Origin of the sequence: Schlesneria sp. (assembly GCF_036405755.1) — a bacterium.
Lineage (GTDB): Bacteria > Planctomycetota > Planctomycetia > Planctomycetales > Planctomycetaceae > Schlesneria > Schlesneria sphaerica.
The window spans coordinates 1-18,040 of the sequence record NZ_DASWWZ010000676.1; the positions used below are offsets into that span (position 1 = coordinate 1).

Sequence of the window (18,040 nt, forward strand, 5' to 3'; positions counted from 1 at the left end):
TCTCGGATCGATTCACACCGAGATGATGGCCCTGCTCGAGGACCGCACTGCTCCACTCTACAATCGCGTCACAGACACCATTACGCTCACGCATCTCGACATTGGGTCGATCTTGTCCATCCTGGACGAACATGCCGAGCCAACACCCGAACGACTTTTGTTTCTCTGGAACCTGTTCGAAGGAGTTCCCAAGTTCTACCGTGACTGCTTTGAACAAGACATTCTTGCTGCAGATCGCAAGACACTTCTACGACGAATCTTTTTTGAGAGTTCCTCACCACTTCGCTCAGAAGCCGATAACTGGTTTCTGCGAGAACTTCGAGGCCGCTACGATGTCGTCCTCAAGTTCGTCGCGCGAAACCCGGGAAAGATGCACAAAGACCTGGTGCAAGCGGTTCGAGAATCGAGTGGCGTACCCGATGCCCAGGTCGGAGGTTACCTGAAGGTTCTGATCGAGCGGTTTGGTCTCATCGAACGCAAACTCCCGATCTTTGCCAAACCGGAAGCGAAACGAAGCCGTTACTACGTCACCGACAACTTCCTGCGATCGTGGCTGGCAGCGCTCGCAAACCCCGTCTCCGCAATCGCGTTCAGGCCCTTGGACGAATTGATCGACGAAGCGGAGCAACGGCTCGCAGAAGTCGAAGGAGGATCTTTGGAGAAACTGGCTGGCCAGCTCTACGAGGAACGCAGCCGCAAAGGAGTCTCCAGCTTCCCCATTACTCACCGCGTTCAGGGCTACTGGGATAAAGCCAACACCGAAATTGACCTGGTCGCCATTAACGAAGTGAACCAATCGATCCGCTTCGGCTCTTGCAAACGATCCTCGAGGAAGCTGATTGCCGACACGAACAACTTCAAACAACACGTTCAACGCTTCCTGGAAACCATGCCCCATTACCAAAGCTGGACGAAAGAGTACGTCGGCATCTCACCCGTTTTGAACGCAGAAGAACGGGCCATTCTCGAACGCCACGAGGTCATCCCTGAAGACTTGAACGATCTGACGATTGACCTGCGGTAAAAGCCGAACTCCCTCTGGAAAATCGGACTTCCGGGAGGGAAAACAACTGGGGCAGATCCTTCGCCGAACGACTTCATGGACTCATCGCCACTGTTGTCACCAGAATCAAACACTCCATGTGTGGCGACTGCGGAAGCCCCTCAAATCTCCATCCATTGAGATCGATCATATGTAGTGAACTGATCCAACGGAATCCGTCGCGGCTGCCGTAGGCTGCACCAGCATCGGATCACGAGAGTACACGAAACTTATTCCATTTCATCCGGTAGACCCTTCATAGATCAATCAATTCTTCTGGTTGAATTCGAGAGCGGTTTCCATACACGACACACGTCATCTTCCCCGGAACTCCCCACTGTCGAAAGTTTCACAATCTCGCAATCGGAACCAGGCCGCGATTGAGTCTCCTGTTGCGTGGCCGCCCCGACACCCTGAACATTGTCGACGTATTGCGGGGAACGAACCTCTTTGGCTTTTGGGAGGCATTGCTTGACCGGAGACGGTCAAGCAATGGCATGCGATCCATTTCAGTTCGCGGTGGGAAAGCGGGTCAGGTCCTGGGCGTTTGTTTGCCGGATCAGTTCGATGATCTGGGTCGGCAGGGTGGTTTCCTGCAGCTTGAGGACGGCCGATTCGACGTAGAAGAGAGGGACGTGGGAACCAAGTAGAATTCTCTGCGGGCTGACTTTACTGGCGAGGGCCCCCACCCGGTCGACCCCTTCTAACATGGCGAGGTCAAACCAGACCTGCCCTGCGGCGGCAAGTTTTCCGGCCTCCTCCAGCGACAGTTTGCGAAACGCGTTCAGAACCACGAGACGGAGCGAGGGGTATTGTTTGACGAGGGCCGCCAGCGGAGTGAGATTGACCGACGGTACCTGAAACACGGGATGCTGTGTTCGTTCGTCTTCCATCGTCGCAACAAGCTGCACGATCAGGCTTCGCTCGGCCGACTCCTTCAAAAGCTGCTCAAAGGCGGGCAGCTCCAGGTCGTATCCGTGGAAGCCGGGGTGCAGACGGATCCCCTTAAACTGATGGATCTCGGCACAGCGACGTAAGTCTTCTTGCCAGGCGGGGAGCGCTGGATTGACCGTGCCGAAAGGGACCAGCAGCCCCGGCGCCGTCTGCCGGCAGGCTGTCGCCAGCCGCTCGTTCACTCCCGCCACATCCCGGTCGAAAAGGCCCTCCAGACTGCCCGTCCAGGCCTGTGTGATGCCGTTCCGTTGCAGCCGGGCAGTCAATCGGGCGAGGTCAGTTCCTTCGAGTTTGCGGAAGGGCCAGGGACCAATGGAGACGTTCGTGTCGATCATCAGACGAAGAATCCTCTCAATCGAATCGCATCCCTTTGGCTCGCACGATCGGAGCCAGCAGGCGTCGCAAGTTTCCCGACAGAATCAGAGCCCGGTCAACATCCGAAATCTCAGCGCCAAGCACTTTGGAAAGCTGGGAAGCATAACTTCGCCCCCCTGCATCGCTGCCGAAGAGCACTCGTTCGGCCCCGAGTTCGCGGACGGCCATTTCGACCATCCCCGCTGTCGGATCGAAGCCCGCCGTCTCGACGGACACATTCGGCAGGTCGCGGACGGCGCGAATCCCCAGCTCCCATGTCCCCCCGGTGTGACCACAGACAAAGTTCCCCTCGGGGAATCGCCGGGCCAGAGCGGCCAGCCCTTCGGGTGTCGATTCACCCGCTAACTGGCTTCCGTCGGTTTTGACCCAGGTGTGCTGAAAGACCAATGCCTTGTGCTTGATCGTCCGTTCGACGATCGCATTGAGTGCTTCGTCTTCCGCACGTTTGGCGACCCAGAGCTTAATCCCCACCATCGGACCATTTTCGATGCAACGGTCAATCTCGCGGAGACTGGCTTCGACATGTTCGCCGCTGACGTAACAAAACCCAAAGGCCCGATCGTGGTAATGAGATAAAGCGGCAATCACTTCGTCGTTCTGCTGTCGCAGATCGTCTGGTCCGGGGTGATGCAGAAACTGCATTCCCATATAGACGCACACCCTTTCAATGCCCATCCGAGAAGCGTATGACAGCAGCGTCGTCATCCGTTCTTCGGGCGTTCGGCCTTCCGTCCCCACCAGGTGACAATGCAGGTCCCAGATGCGGGGCATTACTTGCTCCTCAGCAGATAGAACAGCAGGTCAGCCATCTCTTGCGGCGAGATCTGCTTTTCCAGACCTTCGGGCATAATTGATTTGCCCGTGCTGGAGAGTTCTTCGATATCACTTCGCAGAATCGTCTCCGAAGCCCCCTCGGCCCGTCGCAAGGTAATGCTTGTCGGTGTCTCTGACGCAATCACGCCCGATGTCGTCGTCCCATTCTTCAGGATCACGACATACTCCAGAAAGTTGGGCGAGACTTCGCGATTGGGATCGAGCACATGCAGCAGCACTTCGCCGGGTGAGCGATGCCGGATCGTTTCCAGGGCGGGACCGACATCGCGACCTTGTCCTCCCAGCCGATGACATGTCTGACAAATCTTCTGCGAGACTTTCTGGCCTCGCTCGCGGTCCCCGGCCAGACCCAGGGCCGACTGATACTGCTCGACGACAGCCTGCCGACTGCTCAGTGATTCGCGGCTGAAAATCGCCTGCGACCGCTTCCGGACTGCCTCGTCTGCGTGCCGCAAAAGTGTGGCTCGTCGTCCAAACGGGATATCACCGATCGACAGGGTCTTGTCGTCAATCGCGTCGAGAATCGACACGACCCAGGGACCCCGGGACAGCAACTGGTGGACAACTTCATTACGGAGTGCAGGAGTCATTCCCCGGTACTGGGCGAGCAACTTCTGTGGCAGATCCGGCTGACTGTGAAGGACCAGGGCACGCACCGCGGCAAGCTGCACTTCCTGCGGCTCCTTGAGGTCCAATAGACCAAGCAGCACCGGTTCCGCATCTGCCTTGGCTCCCTGCCCCATCAGAGTGATTGCCTGCACGCGAGCGTCCGTCGAAGCAGACTCATTCAGAGCCAGTTCACGCGCCTCCGTGACCAGTTCGGCAATCCATGCTGACGCACCTGGTTCGAGTCGCGCAGCAACTTCGGTAAGGACAAGGTTATGAGCACTGAGACCTTCGCTCAGTCCCAGCACCACTTCTCGCCGGACCAGTCGACGCGAGGCCCCTCCGGGACCGGGATTGGTTTTAGGAGTCAACGCGACGAGGACTCGCCGCAGATCATCTTCGTGGTTTCGCTTTCCGACCAGCATGGCCAGCGAACGAATGGTGGCCAGTGGCAGGCTTTGCGCCGCGGCATCCGTTCCCGCACTCTCCGCGTTCGCAGACTCGGTTGCGGCAGTCGCACCGGACTGATGTGCGATGGCCTGGAATGAGTTTTCTGTAACAGCAATCAGCAGATCATCAGAAATTTCCGGCACGGCACTCAAGACAACTGTTCGAACCCAGGGATCGTGCGGATCACGCATCGCAACATTCGCCAGCAGGGTCACCCCCTCGGACGCGTGTCCATTTCCTGCGATGAAGGCGGCGCGGCAACGGACGCGCAAATCCGCGTCCGTGGTCATCTCCATGACCTTCCTGGCGAGGGTCTCAGACGATGCAATACGAGACTCAGCCAGTTTGATCGCGTTCTCACGTACACCTGGAACCGCGTCGTTCAGGGCTAGCAGCAGGTCTTCTTCCCGCAGCGCTTTCAGTCCTTCCAGTGACCAAAGTGCGTGCAGGCGTCCCAGGGCGGTCACCGGCGGTACCGCCGTAACGCTGTCCGGTGATCGCTTCCTCAAAAGGGCCTGCAACAGAGGAACAGCGGCAGGATCCTGCCGTTCATACAACAGCCGATGTGCCGTTTCACGCCACCACGAGTTCGGATTTTCCAGTGACGCGACCAGTTCGGCTGTCGTGGCCTGACCAAGTCGCGGAGGCGGGGTCGGTTTGAAATTAGGTGGGGTCAGCCGATAGATCCGGCCCCGATCGCGACCACTTTCCAGATCGAGTCGGGCTTTGATGTCGTCGGGAATCGACCACGGGTGCTCGATCGTTTCGCGATACATATCCAGCACGTGCAGCGTGCCATCGGGGGCGTTGACGAAATTGACCGGACGGAACCAGTTGTCGGTCGATGTCAGAAACTCTTCCTGCTCATCAATGCGCTGTGCCCGGAACGTCAGACTGTCGGGAGTCAGTCGCTGACGGTGGATCAGGTTGGCGGCGACTTCGCCGAGGAAGACCGTGCCGTAGTATTCGGGGGGATACGCGGCCCCGCGGTAGACAGTGATGCCGCATGTGGAGGTCACGTAACCGGCTGCAACAGATTCACTGCGCGGTGAGATGACGGTCGGGTCGGAAGCGAGTCGCTGAGCATTGATCACGCGCCACGGTTCCGGCGGACTTGTCCGATAGACCGCAAGCGTATCCCCTGCTTCGGCCGCATCGTGCATCGGCGAGACCACCGGATGCAGCGGATTCCGCGACACGTAGCGATCATCGATGACGGCATGCCGTACCGGATTACGGATGTTGCAGATGAAGCGGTTTCCCCAGTCATCGAACGTCTGCCCGAATCGAGCCCCCCCGGAAATCAGTTCAAACTGTTCGTGATGAGGATCGAACCAGAAATCGTTGGTCGCCATCTTGCGCGGCTTCGCCTCGCCATCGGCAACCCGGATGATAGAACCCCCGTTCGTTCCGCCAGCCCCGTAGATTCTGTGGTCAAGTCCCATTCGCAGGTTGTTAATCACCGCCTGAACGTTGAACTTGTGGAACCCTGTGAAGACCTTGCGTCGGATATCTGCCTTGCCGTCACCATCAGTATCCTTGAAGTACCACAGGTCGGGTGTCGCACTGACATAGATTCCTCCCTGCCAGATGGCGAGCCCTGTTGGCCAGGACAAGTCCGCTGCGAAGATGGTGCTCTTGTCGAACTTGCCATCTCCATCATGGTCTTCCAGCAGGCGGACCCGGCCAATCGGCAGGTCTGCGGTTTTTTCCGTGAAGGGTTTGTCTTTCGTCTTGTCCGTGTAAGGGTAGTCGCTCATCTCAATGACATAGGCCCGTCCGTTCTCATCGTATTCCATCGCGATGGGATCCGTCGTGAGAGGCTCAGCGGCAAGCAGGTCGAGTCGAAATCCGTCGACCGCGCGGAATGTCTGTTGAGCTTCAAACGGTTCGTGAGGGGGGATTCTGAGACTCGGCAGCGTTTCGGCAGGAACGGTTGCCGCCGCGACCACGGTCGACTTCGGTTCGGCCGCCGGAGCAGCGTCTTTGACGGGAGGTGTGTCGAGCTTCAGATTGATCCGCTGACCCGGATTGGGCGACCGGGTCGGGGGCTCGGCTTCGTCTCGAGTAGCGGGCCGATGACGCAGGAGCTGGGCTTTGAAATCACCGATATTCCCCCAGATGGTTGGCTGGTCCAGATCCACCTCGGCGATTGCGACGGTTCCCCATTCGGTGGCCTGAGCGACGATCTCGCCCTCGTGTCCGAAGATGCCTGTGATGATCCAGTTGCGCTTCACATCGCAATAGCAGCTACTGACGATGTAGACGTGATTTTCGCAGGCGCGGGCCGCGACCAGTTTCGGGTTACAGCCAGCTACGGGGAACGCGATGACTTCCGCCCCATTGTTAGACAGTTCACGGGCGACTTCCGGGAAGAATCCGTCGTAGCAGATCATCATCCCGACCTTCCCGAATCGTGTCTGGAAGACAGGGTACTCGGAACCGGGGGTAATCCCCATTTCCACTTCGGTACGGGGCAGACAGACCTTGCGGTACTTCCCGATGATCTCGCCGTCCGGACCAATCAGGACAGCCACGTTGTAGACGACGTGCTCAACACGTTCGAGCAATCCCACGACAAGGTGCACTTTGTGCTCTTTCGCGAGTGTCGAGAAGTAATCAGTCGAGGGACCCGGAATCGGTTCGGCAGCCTCGGCGTAGGTCAGTCCGGTACCCGTATGAGTCAAGGTCTCGGGAAGGACGATCAAGTCGGCCTTCTTACTCGCGGCATCGGCAACCAGAGGAGCGAACTGCCGACAGTTGTCAGCAGGAGAAACTTTGCCGGTCGGAATATAGTGAATGGTGGCGAGACGAACTTTGCGGCCGGGGGGAGGTTCGGTCTTCTCGAGTGAAACAGAACTCCATTCGACCTCTCCTTCCGGGGCCCATTCAAGGTGCAGCTCGATCGACATGTTTCGAGCAGCGGCGGGAGCACGGAAGACTCCAGAGACTTCGGTCCATCCGTTTGCGTCCGTTTCCCGATCGGGAGGGAATTCTCCCGTTGAAAGATCAGGCTGACCGGGGGGGTGGTAAGGTCCAACGACCGGTAAGTCCCGTAAGGCAATCTTTCCTTTTTCGTCGAGCCAGTTGAGCCGCACGCTGGCGGCTCGCCGGGGATTCGCGACGTTCTTGCATTTGCGGAACGCCTGAAACTTGTAGTACGTCGCCCCTTCGACGGGGACCGTTTTCTCCCACCAGCCCATCAGGCCTTCGCGTTTGTCCGCCTTGATGACCAGCACCCCTGACCCATCCGGGCCGCCACTTTTAACAAGTGAAAAGTCGGGCTTGATTTCATCACGGGGGGCGAGCGTCTTCCAGCCTTCCAGATCGATCAACCCCTCACGTTCCCTGGCGGAGACCGACGCGGCCATGGCAAGTGATGTAAGCAAGATCAGGACGCAACCGGACCAACGGCGACTGGCAGGAAAGATCATTGTGTAGTCCCACTGAAATGAGAGTCTCGCTGTCTTGTCCGATCATAGTTCCGAGGGGAAGTAAATGTCTAATTCAGCGTCAGTGATCACCACACAGATGTGGCCATCCGAACGGATTCAGTTCATCGATCTGTTCCCCATGGGCCCTGCCACCGATCCACACAACCTGATCGGTGGGAGAGAACTGCAATCCCTATTTTCAACGCAAATCACCTATTAATCACGGTCCGTCGGGGAGCTGACCGGCCAGCAGCGGATGAGTTTTCCAATTGTGACCGGTTATCCGGCCCACATAAAAAAATGAACCCCCTCACCACCATTTTCTGACAGATTTTCTTGTGTTCAGTCAGGGGACGGGGCATCTTCATTTCATGCTCAAAATCTGCCAATCGCCGCTGCCTCAATCGACGCTCAGTTACGTCGCTTTTCGAGTCGCGTTTCGTCAAACCTTCGACGAAATTCTGACTCAGCACGAGGCCGTGGGGACGTCAGACAACTCCCGGGGCTACTTGCGGGAAGTCTCGTTTCTTCAGGAAGTGGCTCCCGCCGTTCAGCTCGAACTGCTCGCCTCAACCTGGCACAAACATGTGAGCCGCGAGATCCATCAATCGGATCTGGTGGACGAAAGCGTGATCTATGCCGCCTGTGAAACGACAGCGCGGCTGGTGGAATCTCGACGCGAATATGTGATTGAAGCGTTGGCGGGTGGCCCGCTGGATCTGACTCTGCCGCTGGATGCGTACTTTGCCCGCGAACTGCGACTGCTCTATCTGGAACTGCCCAGTCAGGGGGACTTCCTGCTCGTCAATCAGTTCCTCGATCTCGATCCCGAAATGGCAATCGATTGCAAATTGCAGATGGGAATTGATCCCCAACGGATGACTCCCCTGTTCGATGCGCTCGGACGCTGGCGAATCTCACCGCAGATGTCGAAATGGCTGCGCGGGCTGCTGACCCAGACGGAGACGGCCCTCGTCACTTCAAACCTGAGTCGCTATCTGGCGCGCTGAACGCTGCAGAGGGTCACTGCTTCAGACCCCGGCATCCAAATCTCGATCGTGTTGCTGCTGATCCGCTTTCTGCGGAAACAGTCGCGGGTGAGATCACCGCGGCCTTTCCGCCAAACAACGTCAAATACTCTTGACGCATTTTCACGTTATTGTAAAATCAAAATGATGAAAAATTCGGCAGAGATTCCAGCCGACTGCTGAACGCCGTACCCCAGTTGGCCCGCTCGGCGGACCTCAAGGTACCCTCCCGTCTCACCGGGCCTGGAAAACACGAAAGAAAATTTCGGGGGTCACCTCTCCGATTCCGCATCAGCACGTGTCAAACTGAACACAAACAGCGAGGTCGTACTGGTGACGCTGAAGTTGCTCAACCTGCTCAATTTGCGCAACATGAGCAACTTCGTTTCGTCCCTGTAAAATAGGGGTTTGGATTGAAGTTGCTCAACTTGCTCAAAGAAACAATTTCCCGCCGCTTCCATGGAATCAGAGGTGGCCACCCCCCTACAGAACGCCTGCAGCGGGGTCAGTGACGGGAGAGGTCAAGGTCGGTCTTGCTGTCAATCGCTGAATTCCGGTAAAAACCGCCGATGGAAAACTCGCTGGATGGGATCCGCGCGAGAGAGATCGCCTTACAAATGGCAGGGACGTCATGTTTGCAGGCAAGACTTTGTTGGCGCTGGTAGATACACGACGTGCGGCATTTTCCGCCGTTCGTTTCGCATTAGGGGTGTTCCTGGGGGTCACAGCTGTCTCGATGTGGCAGCAGTTCAGCCTGACCTTCGGTTTCGATCCGGTGGTTCAACTGGCCGTCGGCCTCGTGATGTCCGGCATGTTATGGTACGCCGCCTCATGGCGTCCGGCCCCGGACGACGTCCCTCAAACGGTCACTCTTTCGTCCCTGATCTGGTGTCTGTGTGCGTGGACGATGCTGCATCCGCTGTGGATGGACAGCATGAGCATGCTGATGGGTCATGTCCCGCTCGCCTGGCTCGAATTCTCGCTGACCAAATCCTTCGTCTCGCTGGCTCTTGCCTTGGGTGCGTGGGTGATTCCCGGCATCCTCTGGTCTTCCGTTCTTGTATACACCGCCAGCGAAAACTCCTCTTCCCGGCAGTCGCTCCCCCTGGTCTTGCTGGGGGTGACCTGCGGGTTGCTGCTGAACGGAGTCATGCTGGCTCACTGGCTGGGTGTCTTCGCCCCTGCGATTGCCGCGACCGTGATGGCAGCGGTCATCGGAATCTGCGTGCTGATGATGCCCACCCTTTCGGAACAATCGACGGCGGAATCCTCCGCGATCACCGCCACCCCGCACGATGCTTCATTCCTGCTGCGAGCGGGAACCTTGTTCGTCGTGGGAATCCTGTTGTCATGCCATCAGCGACTGGCAAACCAACTGATGCCCCATGGCAGCTACGTCATCATGACTCAGGTGGCGGGGACCATCGCCGGCGTTGCCGGTGGACTTGCGCTGCTGCCGCGTCGTTTTCGGACTTCGGAACGTGTGGCCTGGTGTGGACTTTTTGCGGCGGCGACGGCCAGTCTGCTGCTGGCGGTTCAGCCGCACATCGTTGATCTCTCCCTCTGGATGAACGCCCGTCTGACGAACGTCACGTGGCTGGTCGCCGGTCGAGTCGCACTGCTGATGCTGCTGGCGGTCCCTTTTGGCACTCTTCTGGGTGTGATGGCCGCTCCGAGCCATCAACCCCGCACCTGTGCGAACATTGGCTGGGCGGCTCCCTTCCTGTGCGGGCACGCCATCGCCGGTTACCTGCTGGGGGGAACCGTGAGTGTCTTTGCTCTCATGGGCCTTGGGATCGTCGCGCTGCTCTGCACCGCCATCGCTTCTCAAATGAAGTCCTGGAGAGAAAGCGTTTCGTGGAGACCCGCCGCAGTCGCGATCAGCCTGACTGCGATCTCCCTGTCGCTTCCTGCCTGGCAAAGCCATGACGATGCCTCACGTACAGCAAAAATCCTGTTCTCGACCCCCGCGTTTGTGGCTTATCGTTCGGGCTGGGACCGGCAACACCTGACGGGTCTGGATGACTTGCGGTTGATTCATCGTCAGGAAGGCCCGTCGGGCTCGCTGACACTCTGGCGCGGACGGGTCGCTGAGCTGTATCTGCGCGAAGCGGGAATCCCGCGATCGATTGTCACCCAGAACGCCGACGTCGTTCCCCAGTTTGCCCCGGAAGTCCTGCAGGCTGTTTATTCGATGGTCCTGTCGGAGCGACCGGGCCGAGTGATGTTTCTTGGACTTTCGTCCGGAGTTCCCCTTGCGACGTGTCTGAATTTCCCAATTCGCGAAGCGGTCTGCGTCGAGGGGAATTCCAGTTTGATTGAACTGGTTCGCGGCCCTCTGGCGAATCAGACAGGAATGAATCCGCTGTCGGATGACCGTGTGGTGGTGCAGAACGTCAGTCCGGAACTGGCACTGATGGCGGATTCTTCGGAACCGTTTGACGTCATTCTCAGTACCCCGTCGTCCTCGTCGCTGGCAGCGTCTGCGGCGGAATTCACGTCTGAGTTCTATCAACGTGCCTCCCACCGTTTGTCCGAAGGAGGACTCTTCTGTCAGCGATTTGAATGTCTCGATTATGGCCCGGAACCACTGCGGATTGTGCTGAAGTCGATGCGTCAGGCGTTTTCCCAGACGATCGCCATTGAGACCGCTGCGGGCGAATTCCTGCTGTTCGGTGCCAACTCGGAAGAGGTCTTCATTCCGGGCGAACTTGCCTCGCGGCTGGAAACTCCGCACGTACTGCGCATTCTCGGACGCAGTGCACTCGACTGGTCCGCACTGCTCAATCAGCCCGCGTACGATCACGATGCGCTGGGAGAAATTTGTGCGGAATCCAACCAATCCGCCAATTCCGCCCTGAACGGCCTGTTGGGATCTCAGACGCCGTTCGAAGTGATGCGGTGGGGTAACAAGCATCAGGAAGTTCAGACCGTCCTGACCCGAACACGATTGACGAAGGCCCCTTTCTGGACACAACCGTCCAGCGAACCACAAGAACGGGATAGCGAGATCGTGCTCAGCCGACGGTCGCGACTGGTCGAATGGCTGGGGGACACCCAGGTCTCACTGGAACTGCTGCGCCGATTGGGCGAAGTTTCGACCCAGCAGAAACTGGTTCACGAAAATCCTGACTCGCACTGGTGGGAATACCGTAATGTCCTGCGACGGCAACTGCAGGACCGCCCCCGCACGGTGGTGCAGCAGGTGAAGGCCATTGATGAGAAACCAACACTGCATCCCGAAGATGTTCGTCGTCGCGACTACTTCATCGCGCTGGGAAATGCAGTCAACCTGAAGAAGCAACCCACACGGCAGGAAATCGCCGCTGTGGAAGCCTTTCTGGAACCGAATGATCCGCTGCTGAGCTATTTCGCCCGCCAGGAAATCGCCGACCTGTTAGCACGTTGCGATGAAGATGCAGCGCGGGAACTGGCCTATCGTCTCCACGTGATTTACTTCGCTCCGACGCTGGATGCCTCTGTCCGGAACGTCGCTGTCGCCCTGGAAACGACGGTTAAGCACCCCGAGGCGATTCCCGATGCCTCCGTGCGCTATGACGTGCTGAATGGTCTGATCCAAACCCTGCGAACGAGATGGGAAAGCCGACAATTCATCAACCAGACATCGACGAAAAAGGTGCTGGAAGACGTGGACCAGAGTTTGATCGCGGTCGAGAAAGGTGTCGACGCCATGTCGACAATCGCGGCCGAGGCGGGTGTTTCGGAAACGGACTGGCAAGTTCGCAAGCAGGTCATCGAACGCCTGATGCTGCGACCGCTGCGGTCCTATCGTTCCGAGCTGAAATCCCGACAGGAACGAAGTCAGATGCAGGCGCGAGCGATTTTCGAGAACCTCGATCGACCTGCCCCCACCTCGAAGTAGGGGGCAGATTCGAAGGAGTGTATCGACTTAAGAACGACGGGATGGTGTGAGCGACGGAGGCGGGACGCGGATCTCCAATTGTCGGCGACAGATTCTGGCCAGGGACTCTCCCCCCACCAGTTCGGGCAGATAAACGGTGACTCCCGCTTCTCGCAGCAGCCATTCGAGCCCACCCGTCTCGGCGGAGCCCAGGGCGATCAGTTGGGTCTCCCGGGGATAGTTGGCGAAGTCCTCGGCCAGCCAGGTGAGGCAATCCGCGAGCCCGGCCGAGAGTTCCAGGATCACCAGTGCCCGTTCGACATCGGAGATGAATGGAATCAGATCGCGAACCGATCGACATTCTCGCACGGTGACACCGGTGTTCTGAAACTGACGTTGTAGTTCCGGCCCCCAGTAGGGCTGTGCTTCGAAAACGATGATCGACGTCTCAAGATATTTGTCAGCCATCACGACCACCTTGCAGATACCCGAATTACAGAGCGCGGCTGGAGTTGACCCTGCGGTCCCGATCCGACCACGTGATCGACGACCGTGCCACGCAGGTTGACGGACTTCAGTCATCATTCCTCACCGAGAACGATTCCCCGATCCCTGTTGCTGATTGCCAGCATCATTTTCGCCGTCGGGGACTCAGGGAATCCAGTATCGCAATCGAAAAATTTCCAGACAGCTTGTGATCCCGAACAGAAACGCTCTCCTCCAGTGAGGGGGCTGTTCAGATCGGTGGAAGGGTGAACCGGTAATAACCGCGCTGCTTGCAAGTCATAAAAGGTTCGATCTACAACTGGGACAGCGAGAATCCTTGAACGACTGAAGGGCCATCGGTCCTTGCGTGCGGTCCGAACAGAGCATTCTGTGAGAGTGCGTTCCGACTGCGGCTCAGGGCATTCACCACGATCCATATTGAGTCTGCTGCCCTATGAGCCTTTCCGCATCGAACTCATCTGCGCCGACCGCTCCTCCGCAGTCTCCAGGCATTCCCGGTGGGGAAACTCGTTCGTCGACGACGGTCCCCACGGAACTGACCCGGATCGGACGTCGGGATGACGATGACTATCTCGAGACGCGGCCGCTGGATCTTCGTTTGATCTCGCGGCTGATGGGTTTCATGCGACCCTACGCCACTCAGCGAAACTGGTTGCTGGTTTCGGCTCTGCTGCGGTCGTTTCAGCTACCCGGGCTGACCTATGTCCTGGCCGCGGTGATCAATGGCCCGATCGAACAGGGCGATCCGAACGGCGTCATGTGGGGAGCGATCGCTTTCGGAGTGCTGGCGATCTTCACTCAAATCACGATGCACTTTCGGCAGCGACTGGCCCTGGAACTGGGTGAGGCCGTCGTCTTCGATTTGCGGAATGCGATTTTCGCTCATCTGCAGCGGATGCCGATGAGCTATTTCCATAAGACCAAGGTCGGCCGCATTATTGGACGAATGGTTTCCGATATTGAAGATGTTCGCATCGGTGTCCAGGAAGTGATGTTCGTCAGCCTGGTGGCCCTGGGGCAGATGCTGGTCGCGGCCATCTGCATGCTGTGGTTTGATGCCGGGCTGTTTCTGATCGTGCTGGGGCTGGCTCCCGTGCTGTGGGGAATCAACCGTTACTTTCACAACAAGCTGAGCATCGTCTTGAGGCAGGCGCGTGAGTCCTTCAGTCGAGTCACGGCGACACTGGTGGAATCCGTCATCGGGATCCGCGTGACCCAGGGATTCGTCCGCCAGAAAGAGAACGCCCGGCTGTTCGGAGAACTGGTCAAGGACCATTCTCGCTACAACACCGCAGTCCAGCATACGCACGGCCTCTTCCTTCCTCTGCTGGAACTGAACACACAGGTCTTTATCTCGCTGCTGCTGGTGATTGGTGGATGGCGCGTACTCAACCCGGAGAGCAGTACGAACGTAGGAGAGCTGGTCGGGTTCTTCTTTATGGCAAACGTCTTCTTTTCACCACTCACCATTCTGGGAAATCAGTACAACCAGGCAATGACCGCCATGGCGGGTGCCGAACGCCTGTTCGTACTGCTGGATCTCGAGCCGGAGTGGAAGGATGCCCCGGACGCGGTCGCGCTTTCGGAGATCGCCGGGCGCGTGGTCTTTGAGAATGTGACGTTCGGCTACGATCCCGCTCGCCCTGTCCTGCGCGATATCACGTTCTGTGCGGAACCGGGCCAGACGATTGCACTCGTCGGGCCGACAGGAAGCGGCAAGTCGTCGATCATCAACCTGCTTTCCAAGTTCTACCTGCCGCAAAGTGGTCGAATTCTGATTGACGATCGCGACCTGCTGACGGTTCAGGGGGAATCACTGCATCGCAAGTTTGGCATCGTCCTGCAGCAGAACTTTCTGTTTCAGGGGACCGTCGCCCAGAACATTCGCTTCTCACAGCCGGATGCAACCGACGACGATCTGAGAACCGTCTGCCACCGCCTTGACTGCCTCGACCTGATCGAAAGCCTGCCGAAAGGCTTTGAAACGAAAGTGGGTGAGCGCGGCAATCAACTTTCACTGGGCCAGCGGCAGATGGTCTGCTTTGCGAGAGCCCTGCTCGCCGATCCCCGTCTGCTGATTCTCGACGAAGCAACCAGCAGCATCGACGTAAAGACAGAGCGGCGATTGCAGACGGCACTCTCTGTTCTTCTGAAAGGAAGAACCAGCTTTGTGGTCGCTCACCGACTCAGCACGATTCGTAACGCGGACCTCGTCCTGGTGCTGGACCACGGCCGCATCATCGAACGCGGAACCCATGACGAACTGATTGCTCAGCACGGCTTTTATGCTCAACTGTTCGAACGATTTTCCCGTGCGAGCAGCGGAGCCCCGCGGCTACCCCGGTAACGTAGCAGCGAACCCGATCCGCCATGACCGTGTCCCATGACGTTGCCTGGCAACCATCAGACAATGGCCGGTTTGACGAACAAACCCGCCAATCCGAGCTTCAAACGCGAACAGAGGACAAAGGTGCCGGGGCCTCCGCGCGCCGTCAGTCGTGTCTGGAAGGATCCTGACGCTGCGAGAGAAAGGTGAGCACGTGGCAAAACGAAATCGGAAAAGCCCCGGTACCAGATTGAGGAAGAATTCAAGAAGCGAATCCCGGTTACCTTTCTGGATCCCTCGGCAGAACACTCACCCTTTGGACGAAGGTTCATCGAATATTACGAGGACACCCGCTTCCAATGCATCGACTGCGGTCTGTTCTCAATCTGGACAGCGAAGCAGCAACAGTGGTGGTATGAAGTTGCCAAGGGCTCCATGTATTCAATCGCGGTCCGGTGCCGGGAGTGTCGCGAGAAGCTTCGAGATCGACACGGAGGGACTCCTCGTCGATCTCATCTGGAACGTCGCCGGACCATTTCCCCCTGACGCAGCATCACTGTGGTCTACGCACAAGACCAGAAGTAAAAGCAGACTCGGTCAGCCGCACACGATGAACACTCCCTGAGTCCGCTCACTTTGGAAGAGAAGAGACCCGATCAGAAGTCTGCACTCTTGGGGGTTCGGGGGAAGGGAATGCAATCGCGGATATTCGTCATCCCTGTCACCAGTTGGACCGTACGCTCCAGGCCTAACCCGAAACCGCTATGGGGGACGGTGCCGTACTGGCGCAGTTCCAGATACCACCAGTAATCTTCGGGGACGAGTCCCGATTCCTTCATTCGCTCGATGAGAACATCGTGACGTTCTTCGCGCTGACTCCCTCCGATGATCTCGCCGATTCGCGGGACGAGTACGTCCATCGCGCGGACGGTCTTCCCATCTTCGTTACACCGCATGTAGAACGATTTGATCGCCCGGGGATAGTCCGTCAGGATCACGGGTTGTTTAAAGTGCTTTTCCGTCAGGTAGCGTTCGTGTTCCGATTGCATGTCATGGCCCCAGGCAATCGGGAATTCGAACTTCTGCCCGGACTCTTCCAGAATCTTGATCGCTTCGGTGTAGGTCAGACGAATGAAATCGTTTTCGACGATGTTCTGCAGTGATGCGAGCAAAGTCGGCTCGATCCGCTCGTTGAAGAACTCCAGATCCTCGCTGCACTTGTTCATCACGTCTTTGATGATCGACCGAACGAACGATTCGGCCAGATCCATGTTTTCGTCAAGTTCATAGAAGGGCATTTCGGGCTCGACCATCCAGAACTCGGCCAGATGGCGCGTGGTATTCGAGTTTTCTGCCCGAAACGTCGGTCCAAACGTGTAAACGTCACCGACGGCCGTGGCAAAGATTTCTCCTTCAAGCTGGCCACTGACCGTGAGTCCCGCCTTCTTGCCAAAGAAGTCTTGCGAGTAATCCAGCGGGCCCTTGCTCTGCTGAAGCCTGGCCAGATCGAGGGTCGTCACCTGAAAGACCTGCCCTGCTCCTTCGCAGTCGCTGGTGGTGATGATCGGCGTCTGAACGTAGAGGAATTCGCGTTCCTGGAAGAAGTTGTGAATCGCCGCACACAGGGCGTTACGAACACGAGCGATAGCGCCGAACGTGTTGGTGCGGGGCCGCAGGTGAGCTTTTTCTCGCAGAAACTCGAAGCTATGCCCCTTTTTCTGCAGTGGGTACGTCGCCGGGTCGGCCGTTCCCAGGACCTTCAGGGATTGGGCGTGAACCTCAACCCGCTGCCCTTTTCCGAGAGACTCTTTGATTGTCCCGATGACTGCGACGCTCGCCCCGGTCTGAATCTGTTTGATCAGGGTCGAGTAATCCGGAATCCTGGCGTCGACCACCACCTGAAGGTTCTTCATGCACGAGCCGTCGTTCAGCTCAAGAAACGCGAAGTCCTGTTTAGACTCACGCTTCGTTCGAACCCACCCTCGAACATCAACGGTGGTCTCAGGTTGGCCAGTCTTGAGAATATGAGCCACTCGAGTACGAGTCATTTTTCCAATCCGTGGAGATACGGTTTCTCACTGCAACGTGACAATCGACGACCGACTGCGGTTCGTCTCGCTCGTGAGTGCAGCGAGACTCCGCAGGATTGTATAACCGATGCCGCAGAAATCGAAAAGAACGGGTGTCACCCCTCCCTGAGCCGAAACCGTTCAACCCCCGGCAGGACTGGAAGTCAGTTCCGGAAAAGGAGCATGCGGATAGTCGACCGGTGCGTAACGGATTTCGAGTTCGGGCGTCACGAGACGTTCCTGCTTGAGAAGCCGGGACGTGAGAGCACGATCGAGAATGCCGCTGGTCAACAGCGTTCGCTCCACCGGATAGCTCGGCTTCCCGGTGTGAATCATTCGCTCGATCCCCTTCAGCAGGTAGGCAAAGTGGGGATGTCGCGGTTGGGTTCGTTCTTCAAATCGCGTCGCCAGCAATTGCTGCTGACCTTTTACTTTGAGAGCGATCGCCGTTCCGGTAGCGAAGCCAGGCAACATGAAGAGCGTTCCCAGCAGGCCGTCCCGATACTGGAACAGGAACAGCGAAGCATCCTTGCTCTGTCGAACCCCCTCGGGG

11 protein-coding genes and 1 pseudogene are annotated in these 18,040 nt (G+C 57.8%); 6 read left to right on the forward strand and 6 right to left on the reverse strand.

Translation table 11 applies throughout. The features are described from left to right. A partial coding sequence (locus VGE80_RS22330; RefSeq protein ID WP_440594182.1) for an ATP-binding protein occupies positions 1-1,024 on the forward strand: 1,024 nt, incomplete at its 5' end. 527 nt (positions 1,025-1,551) lie between these two features. Here VGE80_RS22330 and VGE80_RS22335 read toward each other — a convergent pair. The 3 genes from VGE80_RS22335 to VGE80_RS22345 are packed head-to-tail and all read right to left on the reverse strand — an operon-like array spanning position 1,552 to position 7,650. Continuing rightward, on the reverse strand, positions 1,552-2,331 hold the full coding sequence (locus tag VGE80_RS22335) for an amidohydrolase family protein (protein ID WP_440594183.1): 780 nt from the start codon (positions 2,329-2,331) through the stop codon (positions 1,552-1,554). Positions 2,332-2,347: 16 nt separating this feature from the next. After that, a complete protein-coding gene (locus tag VGE80_RS22340; protein WP_440594184.1) occupies positions 2,348-3,142 on the reverse strand; it encodes an amidohydrolase family protein in 795 nt (264 codons plus the stop codon). Further along, positions 3,142-7,650, reverse strand: coding sequence for a PVC-type heme-binding CxxCH protein (locus VGE80_RS22345; protein ID WP_440594185.1), 4,509 nt, complete (start codon positions 7,648-7,650; stop codon positions 3,142-3,144). Before VGE80_RS22345 ends, VGE80_RS22340 begins: the two co-directional genes overlap by 1 nt. A gap of 109 nt (positions 7,651-7,759) precedes the next feature. Here VGE80_RS22345 and VGE80_RS22350 point away from each other — a divergent pair, with 109 nt between their 5' ends. The 3 genes from VGE80_RS22350 (at position 7,760) to VGE80_RS22360 (ending at position 12,606) form a co-directional block, all read left to right on the forward strand. Continuing rightward, entirely contained in the window at positions 7,760-7,915 is a 156-nt protein-coding gene (locus VGE80_RS22350; protein ID WP_373649545.1) for a hypothetical protein, read from the forward strand. Positions 7,916-8,066: 151 nt separating this feature from the next. Beyond that, positions 8,067-8,705 carry a hypothetical protein gene (locus tag VGE80_RS22355; RefSeq protein ID WP_440594186.1) on the forward strand — a complete coding sequence of 213 codons (639 nt, stop codon included), beginning with the start codon at positions 8,067-8,069 and terminating at the stop codon, positions 8,703-8,705. A gap of 649 nt (positions 8,706-9,354) precedes the next feature. Next, positions 9,355-12,606: a spermidine synthase gene (locus VGE80_RS22360; protein ID WP_440594187.1), complete on the forward strand. Its 3,252-nt coding sequence runs from the start codon at positions 9,355-9,357 to the stop codon at positions 12,604-12,606. Between the two features lie 27 nt (positions 12,607-12,633). Here VGE80_RS22360 and VGE80_RS22365 read toward each other — a convergent pair whose 3' ends face one another. Continuing rightward, complete coding sequence (locus VGE80_RS22365; protein WP_440594188.1) at positions 12,634-13,053, reverse strand: hypothetical protein; 420 nt, start codon at positions 13,051-13,053, stop codon at positions 12,634-12,636. 472 nt (positions 13,054-13,525) lie between these two features. Between VGE80_RS22365 and VGE80_RS22370 the strand changes: the two genes are divergently transcribed. Together VGE80_RS22370 and VGE80_RS22375 are read left to right on the forward strand one after the other, a co-directional pair. Continuing rightward, positions 13,526-15,439 (forward strand): ABC transporter ATP-binding protein, encoded by a 1,914-nt coding sequence (locus VGE80_RS22370; protein ID WP_440594189.1) that lies wholly within the window; start codon positions 13,526-13,528, stop codon positions 15,437-15,439. 309 nt (positions 15,440-15,748) lie between these two features. After that, the gene (locus VGE80_RS22375; RefSeq protein WP_375314969.1) at positions 15,749-15,964 is read left to right on the forward strand and encodes a zinc-ribbon domain containing protein; all 216 of its coding nucleotides are present in this window, start codon (positions 15,749-15,751) and stop codon (positions 15,962-15,964) included. Between the two features lie 110 nt (positions 15,965-16,074). On the opposite strand, the gene asnS is transcribed toward VGE80_RS22375, so the two are convergent. Together asnS and VGE80_RS22385 are read right to left on the reverse strand one after the other, a co-directional pair. Continuing rightward, positions 16,075-17,466, reverse strand: coding sequence for an asparagine--tRNA ligase (asnS, locus tag VGE80_RS22380; protein WP_440594190.1), 1,392 nt, complete (start codon positions 17,464-17,466; stop codon positions 16,075-16,077). A 162-nt stretch (positions 17,467-17,628) separates the two neighbouring features. Next, positions 17,629-18,040, reverse strand: a pseudogene (locus VGE80_RS22385) (hypothetical protein); the annotation flags it as partial.